The organism is Microcystis sp. LE19-131.1A (assembly GCF_027532015.1).
GTDB lineage: Bacteria > Cyanobacteriota > Cyanobacteriia > Cyanobacteriales > Microcystaceae > Microcystis > Microcystis ichthyoblabe_A.
This window is the reverse complement of the sequence record NZ_JAPZSS010000230.1, coordinates 1-13152: the sequence shown is the minus strand read 5'-3', so window position 1 is coordinate 13152 and position 13152 is coordinate 1. Positions and strand designations below refer to the sequence as shown.

15 protein-coding genes and 3 pseudogenes are annotated in these 13152 nt (G+C 45.6%); 13 read left to right on the top strand and 5 right to left on the bottom strand.

From position 1 onward, the window contains the following. A pseudogene (locus O9323_RS16815) lies at positions 1–310 on the bottom strand (transposase); the annotation flags it as partial. Between the two features lie 151 nt (positions 311–461). Further along, positions 462–752, bottom strand: coding sequence for a small RNA NsiR4-regulated ssr1528 family protein (locus tag O9323_RS16810; RefSeq protein WP_002732452.1), 291 nt, complete (start codon positions 750–752; stop codon positions 462–464). Between the two features lie 20 nt (positions 753–772). On the opposite strand from O9323_RS16810, the gene O9323_RS16805 reads away from it, so the two are divergent. The 6 genes from O9323_RS16805 to shc all read left to right on the top strand — a co-directional run bounded on the left by O9323_RS16805 (position 773) and on the right by shc (position 6569). Next, positions 773–1261 carry a BlaI/MecI/CopY family transcriptional regulator gene (locus tag O9323_RS16805; protein WP_002753379.1) on the top strand — a complete coding sequence of 163 codons (489 nt, stop codon included), beginning with the start codon at positions 773–775 and terminating at the stop codon, positions 1259–1261. Beyond that, on the top strand, positions 1261–2109 hold the full coding sequence (locus tag O9323_RS16800; RefSeq protein WP_002731557.1) for a M56 family metallopeptidase: 849 nt from the start codon (positions 1261–1263) through the stop codon (positions 2107–2109). The genes O9323_RS16805 and O9323_RS16800 overlap by 1 nt, the downstream gene beginning before the upstream one ends. 2 nt (positions 2110–2111) lie before the next feature. Next, positions 2112–2579, top strand: a complete 468-nt coding sequence (bcp, locus tag O9323_RS16795; RefSeq protein WP_002777265.1) for a thioredoxin-dependent thiol peroxidase — start codon at positions 2112–2114, stop codon at positions 2577–2579. Positions 2580–2735: 156 nt separating this feature from the next. Beyond that, a complete protein-coding gene (gene rpsB, locus O9323_RS16790) occupies positions 2736–3533 on the top strand; it encodes a 30S ribosomal protein S2 (protein WP_002734382.1) in 798 nt (265 codons plus the stop codon). A gap of 116 nt (positions 3534–3649) precedes the next feature. Then, entirely contained in the window at positions 3650–4405 is a 756-nt protein-coding gene (gene tsf, locus O9323_RS16785; RefSeq protein ID WP_287734982.1) for a translation elongation factor Ts, read from the top strand. Positions 4406–4661: 256 nt separating this feature from the next. After that, positions 4662–6569 carry a squalene--hopene cyclase gene (gene shc / locus O9323_RS16780; protein ID WP_193979151.1) on the top strand — a complete coding sequence of 636 codons (1908 nt, stop codon included), beginning with the start codon at positions 4662–4664 and terminating at the stop codon, positions 6567–6569. A 60-nt stretch (positions 6570–6629) separates the two neighbouring features. Here the strand turns inward: shc and O9323_RS16775 are convergent, their stop codons facing one another. Then, positions 6630–7025, bottom strand: a complete 396-nt coding sequence (locus O9323_RS16775; protein WP_016515243.1) for a helix-turn-helix domain-containing protein — start codon at positions 7023–7025, stop codon at positions 6630–6632. A gap of 253 nt (positions 7026–7278) precedes the next feature. Here O9323_RS16775 and O9323_RS16770 point away from each other — a divergent pair. After that, positions 7279–7806, top strand: a pseudogene (locus tag O9323_RS16770) (transposase family protein); the annotation flags it as partial. A gap of 30 nt (positions 7807–7836) precedes the next feature. On the opposite strand, the pseudogene O9323_RS16765 reads toward O9323_RS16770, so the two are convergent. Together O9323_RS16765 and O9323_RS16760 are read right to left on the bottom strand one after the other, a co-directional pair. Continuing rightward, positions 7837–8017 (bottom strand): annotated as a pseudogene (locus O9323_RS16765) (IS1/IS1595 family N-terminal zinc-binding domain-containing protein); the annotation flags it as partial. Positions 8018–8388: 371 nt separating this feature from the next. Continuing rightward, positions 8389–8679, bottom strand: coding sequence for a DUF5132 domain-containing protein (locus tag O9323_RS16760; RefSeq protein ID WP_002753396.1), 291 nt, complete (start codon positions 8677–8679; stop codon positions 8389–8391). A 137-nt stretch (positions 8680–8816) separates the two neighbouring features. On the opposite strand from O9323_RS16760, the gene O9323_RS16755 reads away from it, so the two are divergent. The 6 genes from O9323_RS16755 (at position 8817) to cax (ending at position 12853) form a co-directional block, all read left to right on the top strand. Then, the gene (locus O9323_RS16755) at positions 8817–9404 is read left to right on the top strand and encodes a DUF454 family protein (RefSeq protein WP_002753397.1); all 588 of its coding nucleotides are present in this window, start codon (positions 8817–8819) and stop codon (positions 9402–9404) included. Positions 9405–9409: 5 nt separating this feature from the next. Continuing rightward, the gene (locus O9323_RS16750; RefSeq protein WP_002753398.1) at positions 9410–9736 is read left to right on the top strand and encodes an HMA2 domain-containing protein; all 327 of its coding nucleotides are present in this window, start codon (positions 9410–9412) and stop codon (positions 9734–9736) included. Between the two features lie 133 nt (positions 9737–9869). Next, complete coding sequence (locus O9323_RS16745; protein WP_149108055.1) at positions 9870–10133, top strand: hypothetical protein; 264 nt, start codon at positions 9870–9872, stop codon at positions 10131–10133. Positions 10134–10344: 211 nt separating this feature from the next. Continuing rightward, positions 10345–10659 (top strand): DUF5132 domain-containing protein, encoded by a 315-nt coding sequence (locus O9323_RS16740; protein ID WP_002753402.1) that lies wholly within the window; start codon positions 10345–10347, stop codon positions 10657–10659. A 46-nt stretch (positions 10660–10705) separates the two neighbouring features. Further along, entirely contained in the window at positions 10706–11731 is a 1026-nt protein-coding gene (locus O9323_RS16735) for a cell envelope biogenesis protein OmpA (RefSeq protein WP_149108054.1), read from the top strand. Positions 11732–11743: 12 nt separating this feature from the next. Next, positions 11744–12853, top strand: a complete 1110-nt coding sequence (gene cax, locus O9323_RS16730; protein ID WP_149108053.1) for a calcium/proton exchanger — start codon at positions 11744–11746, stop codon at positions 12851–12853. Positions 12854–13152 lie beyond the last annotated feature (299 nt).

The following is a 13152-nucleotide window of genomic DNA, read 5'->3' as shown; positions in this document are numbered from 1 at the left end:
TACGTTTAGAGTATTTAGGATATCCTTTCTTACCAGCAATTTTGTTCTTACAGTTATTATAGAACCTAAGAATAGCAGTCCAAGTCCGTTCGCAAGCCTGTTGACAAGCTGTAGAGTTAAGGTCTTGAACAAAAGGGTATTCACTTCTTAATTGAGTTGTGTATCGATAAATATCTTTTTGTCCTACACCTTTATTGTCTTCCCAATATCTAAGACATTTATTCCGAACAAACTGTACTGTCCGAATAGCCTCATCAATGGCTTGATATTGAGATGGTTTTCCTCTAAGCTTGTACTCTAAAACAAACATTTTGCGTTATCGACCTACCACGCAAACTACTCTAGCATACTAAAGTTAAATTGGCAACTATAGATTAGAGTTATTCTTAGTCGTGCTTCGCTGTTCTATGCTGGCGGAACTTTTCATCTCCGAGGTGAAACCGAGAGATGAAAAGCCGACATTATAGGTAAAAAGCGATTTCTTTCTCCTTGAGAGGGGCAAAATCGGCGGCTAACAACAGCTGATTTAATTCCTCTTGGGGGATATGTTTGGCCCCGATGCGGACAATTCGCGATCTCATCGTGTTAGAAACCCCGCTTCTTTGTCGTCCTGCTTCCAAACCCATTACCCGGTGATAAAGTTCCAATTTTGCCGGTGGAATTGGGGAACCATCAAAATCAATGCCATTAGCGATCGCCACATCAATGGCATCAGCGCCCGTAGTTGTGGTTAAATTAGTTTCGGTGGACATAAAGACAATATAAAGGATCGTTGCTATTTTATCAGGCGATCGATATCCGCCGCTATGATCAGGAAAGTAATCTTCATTTCTGTGTGACTATGGCTCAATTGCCGACCTATCAACCAAAACAGTTATCCCTGGGCCCCCTAGAAGCGGAAATTCTCAATATTGTCTGGGAATTGGAACCCGTTAGCGTTAAGGATGTCCACGATCGCATTTTAGCGGATCCAGAACGAGATCTGGCCTATACTTCTGTGACTACGGTACTGCGTCGTTTAACTAATAAAGGCTGGTTAAGTTGTTATAAACAGGGTCGGATTTTCTACTGGAAACCGATGGTTTCTAAGGAACAAGCACAGGCAATTAAAGCCTACGAACAATTACATCGTTTTTTGGCTATTGGTAATGCGGATGTGGTGGCTTCTTTTGCCGATAGTCTCGATACTGCTAGTGTCGAACAATTAAAAGCGATCGCATCTCGTTTAGATACCCTGCGTCAACAACGGAGAGAAAGCTAATGCACGGTTCAATGTTATTACTAGCATTAACTATCGCCATTGGTTTACGTTGGTTTCTGCCTAGCTATCAGCGTCGTTGGCAGATAACGCTATTTTTCTTTCTCTTTCCTCCTTTGCTGCTGTTAATGACAGTTATATCGGTGGTTTGTATGGGCTATCGTGGGCAAATGTTGGGCTATAACTCCAGTCTAATTAGTTACTTTAGTGCCATAATTTGGCTAGTTTTTGCTCTATTTTGCCTGATAAAACTTTCCTATCAAACTTGGCAAACCCATCGGGATTTTAGCAGTTATCCCCTCAAAAAAATCACCGCTCAGAAAGCGAGAGTTTTAGCAGTGGATTTTCCCTACAGTGCCAGAGTTGGCTTCTGGAAGTCGGAATTAATTGTGACGCAAGGATTATTAAATCTCTTAGATCAAGAACATTTACAAGCAGTTTTAGCCCACGAACAAGCTCACCAAGAATATCATGACACCTTCTGGTTTTTCTGGTTAGGTTGGTTGCGATCAATGTCTTCTTGGCTGCCCAATAGCGAGAATTTATGGTCAGAATTGGTCTTCTTGCGGGAATTACGCGCCGATAAGTACGCTTCCGGACAAGTGGATTATTTACTATTAGCTGAATCGCTGCTTTTAGTGGCAGAAAAAGTTAATCAAGTAGCGGAAATAAGTTTCTCCGATAGTTGCTGTGTCGCTCTCAATGATCATTCCTTAAATAATCGTTTATTAGAGAGAATCGATGCTTTAGTCGAGTCAGAAAACCCCGAACTTCCCAGATTTAACTATCAAGTCTGGCTATTGCTTTCACTCTCCCTCGCTCCTTTCTTACTCTTGCCTTTACACTCCTAAAAATGACCCTAGAAGTTGGACAAAAAGCCCCCGAATTTGCCACCCCCAACCAAAGAGGCGAAATTAGTAAATTAGCAGATTTTGCCGGTCAGTGGTTGGTCTTATATTTTTATCCCAAAGATAACACTCCGGGCTGCAGCACAGAAGCGATCGATTTTACCGCTTTGTCGCCGCAATTTCAGCAATTAAACGCGGTAATTATAGGAGTTAGTCCCGATTCAGCCAAGTCCCACTGTCGTTTTATTGAAAAACACAATTTAACTATTCAATTATTGAGCGATACCGAACATCAACTGGCGGAAATTTATCAAGTCTGGGGATTAAAAAAATTTATGGGCAAGGAATATATGGGGATTAAACGATCCACTTTCCTGATCGACCCCCAGGGAAATATTGCCTATATTTGGTCAAATGTCAAGGTAAAAGCCCATGCAGAAGCGGTTTTGAAAAAACTTGAGGAATTGCAGTAGCAAGCCCTCAGTACCCAATATTTACGGGTATGCAATTGCGCCCTTTCGTGTTAGACTAGAAAAGTTGTCAAAAATCGCACATCTAGGCGATCGGGTGTTTCTAGGAATCTAGAAATCCAGCCCTAGATGGAGGATAAACCCGAAAAGGAGAAAAATATGCCCGTTGTCTCTCTCGCAGAATTGCTAGAGTCTGGGGTTCACTTCGGCCATCAAACGCGCCGTTGGAACCCGAAAATGTCTCAGTACATCTACACTGCCCGGAATGGGGTTCACATCATTGATTTGGTGCAAACTGCCCAATTAATCGAAGAAGCTTACGAATTTGTCCGAGGAGAAGCCGATAGCGGTAAACGCTTTTTATTCATCGGTACGAAGCGGCAAGCAGCAGGAATCATTAAACAGGAAGCTTTACGCAGCGGTAGCCACTTCGTTAACCAACGCTGGTTAGGGGGAATGTTAACCAACTGGGAAACCATTCGCGGCCGGGTAGAAAGACTCAAAGAATTAGAAGAATTAGAAAATAGCGGCGCCCTCGATAAACGACCGAAAAAAGAAGCATCGGTACTGCGTCGGGAATTGGGCAAACTAGAAAAATACCTCGGTGGCATTAAAACCATGCGCCGGCTGCCGGATTTAGTCGTCGTAGTGGATCAGCGTCGGGAATACAACGCTATCCAAGAATGCCAAAAATTGGGCATTCCCATCATCTCCCTCTTGGATACTAACTGCGATCCTGACTTAGTAGATGTGCCAATTCCCGCCAACGATGACGCAATTCGCTCAGTCAAACTGATTTTAGGCAAAATTAGCGATGCGATCATCGAAGGTCGTCGCGGTGGTCAAGCAGCGGTGGAAGAATACGAGGAAGACTACGATAATGAAACCGAGTACGAGGAAGAAGGTGATTATTCCCAATACGCCGCCGAATTTGCCAGTGGAGACGACGATAACTAGGGAAAATTAGCTATTGATCGCGGCTAGGTTCGGGGGGAAACTTTCCGGACCTATCGATCAGTAAAACCTGCCCCTCTCGTGGCATGATCAATTATAAGCAGTAGGTTAGGAATTTTATGGCGGAAATTACAGCACAACAGGTTAAAGAACTTAGGGAAAAGACCGGCGCCGGCATGATGGATTGCAAGAGGGCGCTGACGGAAAACGCGGGGGATATAACCAAAGCGATCGAATGGTTGCGTCAAAAAGGGATTACTTCCGCCGAGAAAAAAGCCAGTCGGGTAGCGGCAGAAGGGATGATCGGCAGTTACATCCACACCGGCAGCCGCATCGGTGTTTTAGTGGAAGTGAACTGTGAAACCGATTTTGTGGCCCGTCGCGAGGAGTTCAAAAAATTGGTTAATGACGTGGCGATGCAGATTGCCGCTTGTCCTAACGTCGAATATGTAAAAGTGGCCGATATTCCCGCCGAAATCTCCGCCAAAGAAAAAGAAATTGAGATGGGACGGGACGATTTAGCCAATAAACCCGATAATATCAAAGAAAAAATCGTGGCCGGCCGCATTGAAAAACGATTGAAAGAACTTTCTCTGCTCGATCAACCCTTTATCCGCGATCAGAACATCAGTATTGACGAATTGCTCAAGCAAGCGATCGCTGCTTTAGGAGAAAATATTCAGGTGCGTCGTTTCCAACGCTTTGTACTAGGTGAAGGGATCGAGAAAGAAGAAACGGATTTCGCCGCTGAAGTAGCCGCCCAAATGGGACAAAAAGCCCCGGAACCCGTAGCAGCAGCCCCGGAAGTGGAGGAAAAAGCCCCGGAACCGGCAGCGCAGGATAATCCGCCCGCTAAAGGCAAAAAGAAAAAGTAAGTTAAATGAAGATCAATCTGGCGGGGTGCGAGTTTCGTACCCTTTTTGTCTTCAGGGGGGTGGGGGTACTTGATCAGTTATCGGTAATCAGTAAACAGTAATCAGTGAAAAGAAAAAAGAAAGTGGCAACTAAAGCAGATTCCTTTACTGGATTCTTTGGGAACAAAAGCCTATCTTTTACCTACTTATTAAAAACTTTGTAAATAAGATTATCTTATTTGCACTGGTGGTCCCTAGAGGTTGTCGAACGGAAAAAATGCAGATTCAGGAAAAAATCACCGAAATAGCCGCTAAAACAGCGAAAGCGATCAAACTTTCTCAAAATTATTTACTTTCTACCCAATACTCTGAGGGTTACTGGTGGGCAGAATTAGAATCTAATGTCACCATCACCTCAGAAGCAATTTTACTGCACAAAATCTGGAAAACTGACAAAAAACGCCCCCTAGACAAAGCAGCCACCTATCTGCGTCAGCAACAGTGTCCTAACGGCGCTTGGGAGTTATTTTATGGGGATGGTGGCGATCTTAGCACCACTGTGGAAGCCTACATGGGGCTGCGACTATTGGGAATTCCTGTTAATGATCCTGCTTTAGAAAAAGCTAGAGAATTTATCTTAGCTAAAGGTGGCATCAGCAAAACCCGCATTTTCACCAAAATGCACCTCGCTTTAATTGGTTGTTACGATTGGCAGGGGGTTCCCTCTATCCCCGCTTGGATTATGCTACTGCCGGAAAATTTCCCTTTTACTATCTATGAAATGTCCAGTTGGGCGCGGGGAAGTACGGTTCCTTTATTAATTGTTTTCGACAAAAAACCCGTGTATAAAATGGGTTTTAATCTCGATGAACTCTATACAGAAGGGGTGAATAATGTCAAGTATGAGTTACCAAAAAATAACGATTGGGCGGATGTTTTCCTCTGGTTAGATGGGCTGTTTAAATGGGCAGAAAAAACTGATTTAGTTCCCTTCCGTCAAGAAAGTCTGAAAGCGGCGGAAAAATGGGTAATTGAACGACAGGAAGACACAGGCGATTGGGGGGGAATTATCCCGGCGATGTTAAATTCCCTATTAGCTTTAAAAGCCCTAGGTTATGATGTTTACGATCCGATTGTTGCCCGCGGTTTAAAAGCGCTGGATAATTTTGCCATTGAGACAGATAATACCTATTGTGTACAGCCCTGTGTGTCGCCGGTTTGGGATACGGCTTGGGTAATTCGATCGCTAATTGAATCCGGTCTAAATCCCGCTCATCCAGCTATGATTAAAGCGGGACAATGGTTAATCGATCAACAAATTCTTGATTATGGCGATTGGGCGATTAAAAATAAAATCGGAACCCCCGGGGGTTGGGCTTTTGAATTTGATAATCGCTGGTATCCCGATTTAGACGATTCGGCAGTGGTGGTGATGGCTTTAGAGTTAATTAAAATGCCCGATGAAAATATTAAAAAAGCTGTGATGAAACGGGCAGTTAATTGGATGGCTACTATGCAGTGTAAAGCTGGTGGTTGGGGAGCTTTTGACATCGATAACGATCAAAACTGGCTTAATTCTTTGCCATATTCCGATCTAAAAGCAATGATCGATCCTAATACGGCTGATGTGACTGCCAGAGTTCTAGAAATGTTAGGCACTTGTGATGTTAAAATGGAGGAAAATCGAGTTAAAAAAGCTTTGGATTATCTGGAAAAAGAACAGGAAGCTGATGGTAGTTGGTTTGGTCGTTGGGGTGTAAATTATATTTATGGAACCAGTGGGGCATTATCTGCTTTGGCTTTTCTGGAACCGAATAAATATCGCCATCAATTGCAAAAAGGAGCCAATTGGTTAAGCAGTTGTCAAAATGTTGATGGTGGTTGGGGTGAAACCTGTTTTAGTTACAATAACCCTAAATTTAAAGGACAGGGAAATAGTACCGCTTCCCAAACTGCTTGGGCATTAATCGGTTTATTAGCCGTCGGGAAAGTCACCGGCAATTATCAGCGAGAAGTGATTGAAAAGGGCGTTAATTATCTTCTTGTTACCCAAAAAGAAAATGGTACATGGGATGAAGATTACTTCACCGGTACAGGTTTTCCCTGTCATTTTTACCTGAAATATCATTTCTATCAGCAGTATTTTCCTCTACTGGCTTTGGGGCGTTATCAGGCTTTAATTTAGTCCGTTAACCTATGCGTTAAGACAGGAAATAAGCCTAACTGTCTCACGCATTTTTTATGACTAACTAGGAAAAAATAAATCAGGAGATATATTTAAAAAATTGGCTAATTTTTGAATGTAGATAGGAGTTAACTCTTGTAGGCCATCAAAAATATCATCCAGGGTTGACTTGCTTTCAAAAATAGATAGCAAATCTTGCTTTTGTAGGTTTCTTTCCTCTAATATGAATTTCAACAATTCAAGTCCATAAATATCAGGTATTGGCTCTTGATTTTCCTCGTACTCATAAATTAAAGACCCTAAAACATTTAGATATTCCCTTTCTTCTACCGTTAATTGGGGTTTGTCTAAAAGGCGATTAATAACCTCCTGCATCATTTCTAAGTCTTCCTCATTGTGAATAGGACGAGGCGGGTATTGCTTTAATAATTCTAAGTATTTATCAGTGGCAAACATAAAGATAACTCTAATTTTATGGTTTAAATAGGGGTGACTGAAGGAGATACAAAATTTTTAGTTAATAATTTATAGTTTTCAGGCTCTACCGAACCTGTCATGTAAAACTATCAACAACTCATGCTTGTAAAGCTTGTATCCTAAGACTTTGAGCTTTTGTCAGATTGATATTTATCAACTTTAGAACCTTGCTGGGCTCTTCTAGGTTCTGTGTGAGCATGGTATAATGATAATACAGGACAGGAGGTGGGTTATGTGGATAAATTTTGATCAACTCCTCGATTTACCAAATGTAACAGTGGTCAATTATCAAAAAATTGATGAGACAATTTTCCTAAAGCTTGCTCTTTTAAATGAAACAATTGAATGTCCGAATTGCCATCAAACCTTGGACAGAATCAATCAGACAGAGTACAATCTAGTCAGAGATTTGTCAATATTAGGCAATCCGGTATATTTAGAAGTACCACGCCGCCAGTTTCATTGTCAAAAGTGCCAAAAGTATATCAGCGAAAGACTGAGTTTTATGAGATTAAGACAGCATCATACAATCCGCTATGAATCGATGATTTATGAGAGAGTAAAAAATTCTAGTATCGAAGAAATAAGTCGAGAAGAAGGGTTAGGATAGGAAGAAGTTGAGTTAATATTTAATCACTGTGCTAAAGAACTAGAAAAGGAAGAGTGGGAAGCACCAGAACGAATAAGCCTAGATGAATTTAGTAACTTAAAAGGACATAAAGAATTCATAACAACGGTCGTAGATCTGGACAAGAAAATTTGACTAGATGTGATTAAAGGACATAAGCAAATGAACGTTTTTACCCCTTTCAATGGCTCGAAAACCCAGACCATTAACATACATTTTCAGACATTCCCGTTTCATTTCTTCAAAAATAACCTCTCTGGGGTTTATAAACCTCTGTAAATTGTCTTCCACAGTTCACACAAATATAGTTCTGTTTTCCTTTTTTATAACCATTTTTATTGATATGATCGGATTAACATTCAGGACATTGCATAATTTCTGCGCTTGATAAGGGTTATTCTTGGTAGCTTGCCTTCTCCCTTAATCATACCCTAAATCAGCAACGCCAACCGAGGTTTTACCGAAGGAATGAAACAAAGGCCAAAAGCGAAAATCTGCTACATCTGGTTTTTCAAGTTCCCTGCCAGTATTGCGTCCGCTGCCTGCTGCGTGAATAGGGCGTAAAGCAGTCAGAGTGCATAAGCTGTCAGGGACAAGAGGAGTCGCCCGACTAACAGAGGAGAGAGCCGCTGAATATCCTCGAACAACTGGCAACTCAATGTCTGACACCGGGTAGGCAATTGTTGTCGGTCAGTCGGCATTTTCGGACTCAAGTTAGCTTTCGGAAATAATTTCTACTTCCCGAGGTGGCTGCGGAGCAGCTTTCCTAGTATCGACTTCCGATTTAGCTTCGGCCACGAGATCGTTCCACGATTCGGTCGCTTCGGCAAAGGAACTTTGCAGTTTTTCCGTCGTTTCCATGCCAAATTTAAGGCCACCTTTAATCAAGTCGCGACCAGAATCTGAGATGGATTTACCTAGTTCAGGGTTGACAGCCGCCCCGACGATGGGAGCAACAACTAAGACAGCTACAGCCCCAGCGCCCAATAATAGTAACTCTTCCATGATTACCTTGCTATTTGATCACTTCTAGGGTATCAAAAAACCCTTTAGTCTAAAAGGTCAAACTGAATTAATTTGGTTTAAAGTTGGACATAGCAATGTTTGACCATCCCGATCGGTAGAGAAAGCAAGAAAAGAAAATGACTCCAGCACTCGCAACCCTTGAATTAAACCTTCAGTCTAACGTAAGCAATGCTCAAGTCCTGCCGGTCGCAACGCGCTCGCTACGCGAGATCGCCCACCAGCCAAAAATTGACTGCCAAGTGCTGCACTCGCTGCCGGGGCGCCTTCGCCTGGGCATCCCCAAACTGGCCGGAGATTCCACATATAGCGAGAAACTGACTTATGCCCTCCAGTCCCTCCCTTGGATTGGGGAAGTCCGCATCAACCCGGCCGCAAGTTGCGCGATCATCAACTATCAGAGTCACCCCAGTTCGGAGTCCGAACAGCAGGCGGCAATTTTAGCAATCGTTCAAGAGGCCGATTCCCTCGCCCTCTTGTCAACTACCGCTCTAGAAGCCGTAGAAGCCGAGTTAGGGAGTTTTTGGGACCAGTTCTCTGGGGAACTGCAAAACTTTTTGACTGGATATGAAGGAATAGGAAAAGAAATTCTCAAGGCGATCGCCATCGCCAGTTTGATCATAGGAATTGCCGGGGTGATCTTGCCCCTGCTACCAGGAACACCCTTCTTGCTCCTGTCTCATTTCTGCTTCCTAGCTTGCTCCTAATTAAGATGATTAACGTTGAACAAGTGGGCGGCCAGTGCAACCCAGCCATTCGAGAAAGCGCTCTCCAAATCGTCCATTCCACCCCGGGCCGCCTACGGGTGCGCTTGGCTTGGCTGAGATGTTATCCCTCCTTGCACGAACCCCTGTCCACCTCGATTTTGTCCCTGGCAGCCGTCAGGGAAGTTCGCTTGACTCCAGCGATCAACTCGATCGTCGTCTGCTACGATCCCCAGGGCATAACCGAAAAAGCCTTTCAAGAAAAGTTCTGTCAACTACTCCAACAACTCACTCCCGTCCACGGGCTTTGGTGCTGTGAGGCTGGTAACTGGTGACACCACTTCGCCCGGGGAAGGAATCCTCTCGGAAGCGACAGTTACTGGAAAAATTCAGGAAGTTGGGGGCAAGCTCATCGGCTCTTCCGTCGGCCGGGTAATGCGATTCGGCGTGGGAGCGGTCGCTGGCGGGGTGCTGTTGGGTCCGTTGGGGTTAATTCCTGGTGCGGGGGTAGGCAGTGCCGTCGGGCGAACAGTTGGCAGCCAGCTAGAGGGCGAAACCGTGCGCTATCTGTCCGGCACAGGAGCGGCAGCGCAACGCTGGCCAGTGCCAGCAAAGAACCCCGCCGAGTCCCTGCAAACCACTCTAGAGCGGGGTGCCACTGAATTGATTGGCGAAACTTTCAACAGGCATGGCCGGCTTTGTGGTGGGTGGCTCTCTGCAAGGGACCGCTAGGCTCTCTTTTTGGGGGAGTCATCGGCGGTGCTATCGGCGGACAAGTCGGAGAGGAATGGTGGTCCTGGCAGCGGGCAGACCTGGAAAAAATCACCCCCCAGGCAGGGGCGTAGTCAACTTGAACGAGTTTTGGACAATTAGTCAATAATGCAGGTTAAACTGTTAGTGAAAATAGCCGATCGAGCGGTATAGAGATAGTAAATTAGTGATTATGGATTTAGAAGCTTTGTTGTTAGGCATCGAGCCAGTGGCGGCACTGGGCGTTGGGGCAGCAGCTCTGGCTCTCGCCCCTCTCATTGGTGCCTTGGGCAATCCAGAGGTAGGAAAGTCTCTAGCAGAGTCCGGCCGCGACCTCACCAAAAGTGGCATTAAATGGGGACTAGAAACGTTTGAGAAGGTGCAAGAAACTGTGGCTGAAGCCAGTGAGTCCTGGAATGATCTGGTAGCAGAAGCCGAGGCAGAAATTAGGACTGCCAAGAGTTCAGCCAAGCCCGAGGCACCCACAGAAGTGGAAATTGCTGAATAATTACCCAACCCGATAGTTCTGGGGTAATCTCAGGAGGATAAAAGTAATGGCCAATCCAGATTCATCAGCCTCAGCAGGGGAACAATTTACTCACAATCCCGCCGATTTCCTAGCTGCTGCGCAGCGTATGGCGAACCAGATAGCAAAGGCGGCAAAAACCGCAGGGGAAGCAGCCGCCCAGCAATGGCAGACAGCAAGCGACTCCGTTCTTGAAGCCGCTAACCCCCTCCTCAAAGCCACCCAAGATACTGGCCAAGCTCTCGTGGAAACGGCCAGGTCGGCGGTCAAACCCTTGGCTGAACAAGCCAATCAAGTCGGGCAAACCGCCCTGCAAACGGCAACGGCAACCGCAGAGTCCGTCGTCTCAGCCACCGGGCAAATCGCCGGCCAGATCAGCCAAGCAGTGGATCCGGCGGCCGTGGGTGGTGCTTTTCTAGGGATGTCGGCGGGACAAGTGGCCGGTGGAATGATCGGCGGGGCGATCGGCTCGGCACTCGGACCGGGGGGGGCGGTTTTGGGCGCTCAAGTGGGTGCTTTTGCTGGCAGCACTACCGGAGCAAAGTTAGGCTATGATGTCACCCACGAAATTGTCCACCCCGAGCCAGACAAGGCTCAGGCGGGAGCAAATCCCATCAAGATCGCAGAACACCTGAGCAAGAAAAGCGGCGAGAAGCTCGCTGAAACCCTGGGGACTGCGGGGGGCGCAATTGTGGGGACGGTCATCGCCGGGCCGGCGGGCGGCATGGTAGGCGCTCTGGCTGGAGAGGTTTTAGGGGGACAGTTAGGAGAAGATACGGCAGTTGCCTTAAATCAACAAGTCGAGCGGCAAGGAAAGCCGTCTCAGGAAGCCTCGCCCGCACAGACAGACGTGAGAGATTGGACGATCAAGACAGGGAGTAGTTTTGTCGGGGAAACAGGAAGTGCTTTGGTCGGAGGGGCGATCGGCAAGTTAGTCGCTGGTGCAGCGGGGGCAGAGATCGGTCGGAGCTTAGGTGCGATCGCTGGCAAGAAAATCGACTGGACATCTCCGCCTCAACTGGGTTCACCTCTTCAAGTACCCCAAGACGGTTAAGAGGACCCCCCCATGTCAGCTAAAAACAAATTTTTGCTCTTGCTGCTGATCTTCGTGCCGATCACTCTTGCTGCTGAGTGGCTGAAGTTATCACCCGTCCTCGTCTTTGTCCTCTCTGCTTTGGCGATCGTTCCCCTAGCGGCCTTCATTGCTGAAGCAACGGAAGTCATTGCCGCCATTATTGGCCCGACCCTAGGCGGTCTGCTCAATGCCACCTTTGGCAATTTAACGGAAATGGTCGTCTCAGTAGTGGCGCTTAGGGCCGGATTAGTCGAGGTGGTCAAGGCGAGTATTTTAGGGGCGATTATTGCCAATTTGCTCTTAGGATTGGGGTTGGCAATGTTGTTAGGAGGCTTGCGCTTCCAACAACAAAATTTTGCGCCAGAAATTGCTCGCCTCAATGCCTCTTCCTTGCTGCTTTCTGTGTTAGTTTTGCTGACTCCCAGTGCCATTCACTTTACTTCCGACGGTTTGCCGAAAGCTGCCATCCAAAACTTTTCCTATGCGGCTGCTATTTTGTTGCTAATTTTTTATGGATTAAGCCTCATTTTCTCCCTTAAGTCTCAGCAAGATGTGGAAGGATTAAATGCGCTAGAAGCAAGAGAAAATCAGCCTCAGCCAGTCAGCGGTCGCAACGCGCTCGCTACGCGAGACTGCGGCTTGGCAAAATTTGGAAAACCCGTCACAATTCTGCTCATCTGTACCGTTGCTCTAGTGGTCATTTCAGAAATTCTGGTGGGGAGTCTAGAAGAGACGGTAAAAGTATTAGGCTGGACCGAGCTATTTACAGGTATTATTTTACTGCCCCTATTTGGCGGAGTCGTGGAATACATTACTTGCGTGACAACCGCCCTCAAAAATAAGATGGATTTAACGGTGGCGGTATCTATTGGCTCGACTTTGCAGGTGGTTTTATTTGTGGCTCCAATTTTAGTTCTAGTGAGCCTATTCTTCCCGACTCCTCTCTCCCTAGAATTTAACGTTTTTGGTATGTTTGCGGCTACGGCGGCAGTTCTCATCACCAGTTCTATCAGTTCCGATGGCCAGTCTAATTGGCTAGAAGGAGTTTTATTGTTAATTTTATATGCCGTTTTAGGTACAGCTTTTTATTTGCATCCTTAGATTTCATCCCTGTTATGATTCATTCTTTAATTGGTTCGGTGATAGGGGGATTACTCTTGATTGCTCTTCCTGTTCAAGCCTCGCCTAAGTTAAGAGTCGGTGTCTATGTTTCACCGCCTTATGTCATAGAAAATCAAGTGTTAACTGTCCATGATATTTGGCTCTTCGTTACTTGTTATGGTTCGATAGGGTGGCATAAATCGACTAAATCCTTATCTGGCAAGACATTTAATTGATTAGTTCGCTCTAGATCAAAAACAATTGACAAAAATTGCCAAACGTTTTTCTCTATAAGGGTT

What these genes read in the sequence shown, in the direction of transcription:
- O9323_RS16810 (WP_002732452.1), bottom strand. Translation starts at nt 752, where the DNA reads ATGTCCACCGAAACTAATTTAACCACAACTACGGGCGCTGATGCCATT.
- O9323_RS16800 (WP_002731557.1), top strand. Translation starts at nt 1,261, where the DNA reads ATGCACGGTTCAATGTTATTACTAGCATTAACTATCGCCATTGGTTTA.
- bcp (WP_002777265.1), top strand. Translation starts at nt 2,112, where the DNA reads ATGACCCTAGAAGTTGGACAAAAAGCCCCCGAATTTGCCACCCCCAAC.
- rpsB (WP_002734382.1), top strand. Translation starts at nt 2,736, where the DNA reads ATGCCCGTTGTCTCTCTCGCAGAATTGCTAGAGTCTGGGGTTCACTTC.
- tsf (WP_287734982.1), top strand. Translation starts at nt 3,650, where the DNA reads ATGGCGGAAATTACAGCACAACAGGTTAAAGAACTTAGGGAAAAGACC.
- shc (WP_193979151.1), top strand. Translation starts at nt 4,662, where the DNA reads ATGCAGATTCAGGAAAAAATCACCGAAATAGCCGCTAAAACAGCGAAA.
- O9323_RS16775 (WP_016515243.1), bottom strand. Translation starts at nt 7,025, where the DNA reads ATGTTTGCCACTGATAAATACTTAGAATTATTAAAGCAATACCCGCCT.
- O9323_RS16760 (WP_002753396.1), bottom strand. Translation starts at nt 8,679, where the DNA reads ATGGAAGAGTTACTATTATTGGGCGCTGGGGCTGTAGCTGTCTTAGTT.
- O9323_RS16755 (WP_002753397.1), top strand. Translation starts at nt 8,817, where the DNA reads ATGACTCCAGCACTCGCAACCCTTGAATTAAACCTTCAGTCTAACGTA.
- O9323_RS16750 (WP_002753398.1), top strand. Translation starts at nt 9,410, where the DNA reads ATGATTAACGTTGAACAAGTGGGCGGCCAGTGCAACCCAGCCATTCGA.
- O9323_RS16740 (WP_002753402.1), top strand. Translation starts at nt 10,345, where the DNA reads ATGGATTTAGAAGCTTTGTTGTTAGGCATCGAGCCAGTGGCGGCACTG.
- O9323_RS16735 (WP_149108054.1), top strand. Translation starts at nt 10,706, where the DNA reads ATGGCCAATCCAGATTCATCAGCCTCAGCAGGGGAACAATTTACTCAC.
- cax (WP_149108053.1), top strand. Translation starts at nt 11,744, where the DNA reads ATGTCAGCTAAAAACAAATTTTTGCTCTTGCTGCTGATCTTCGTGCCG.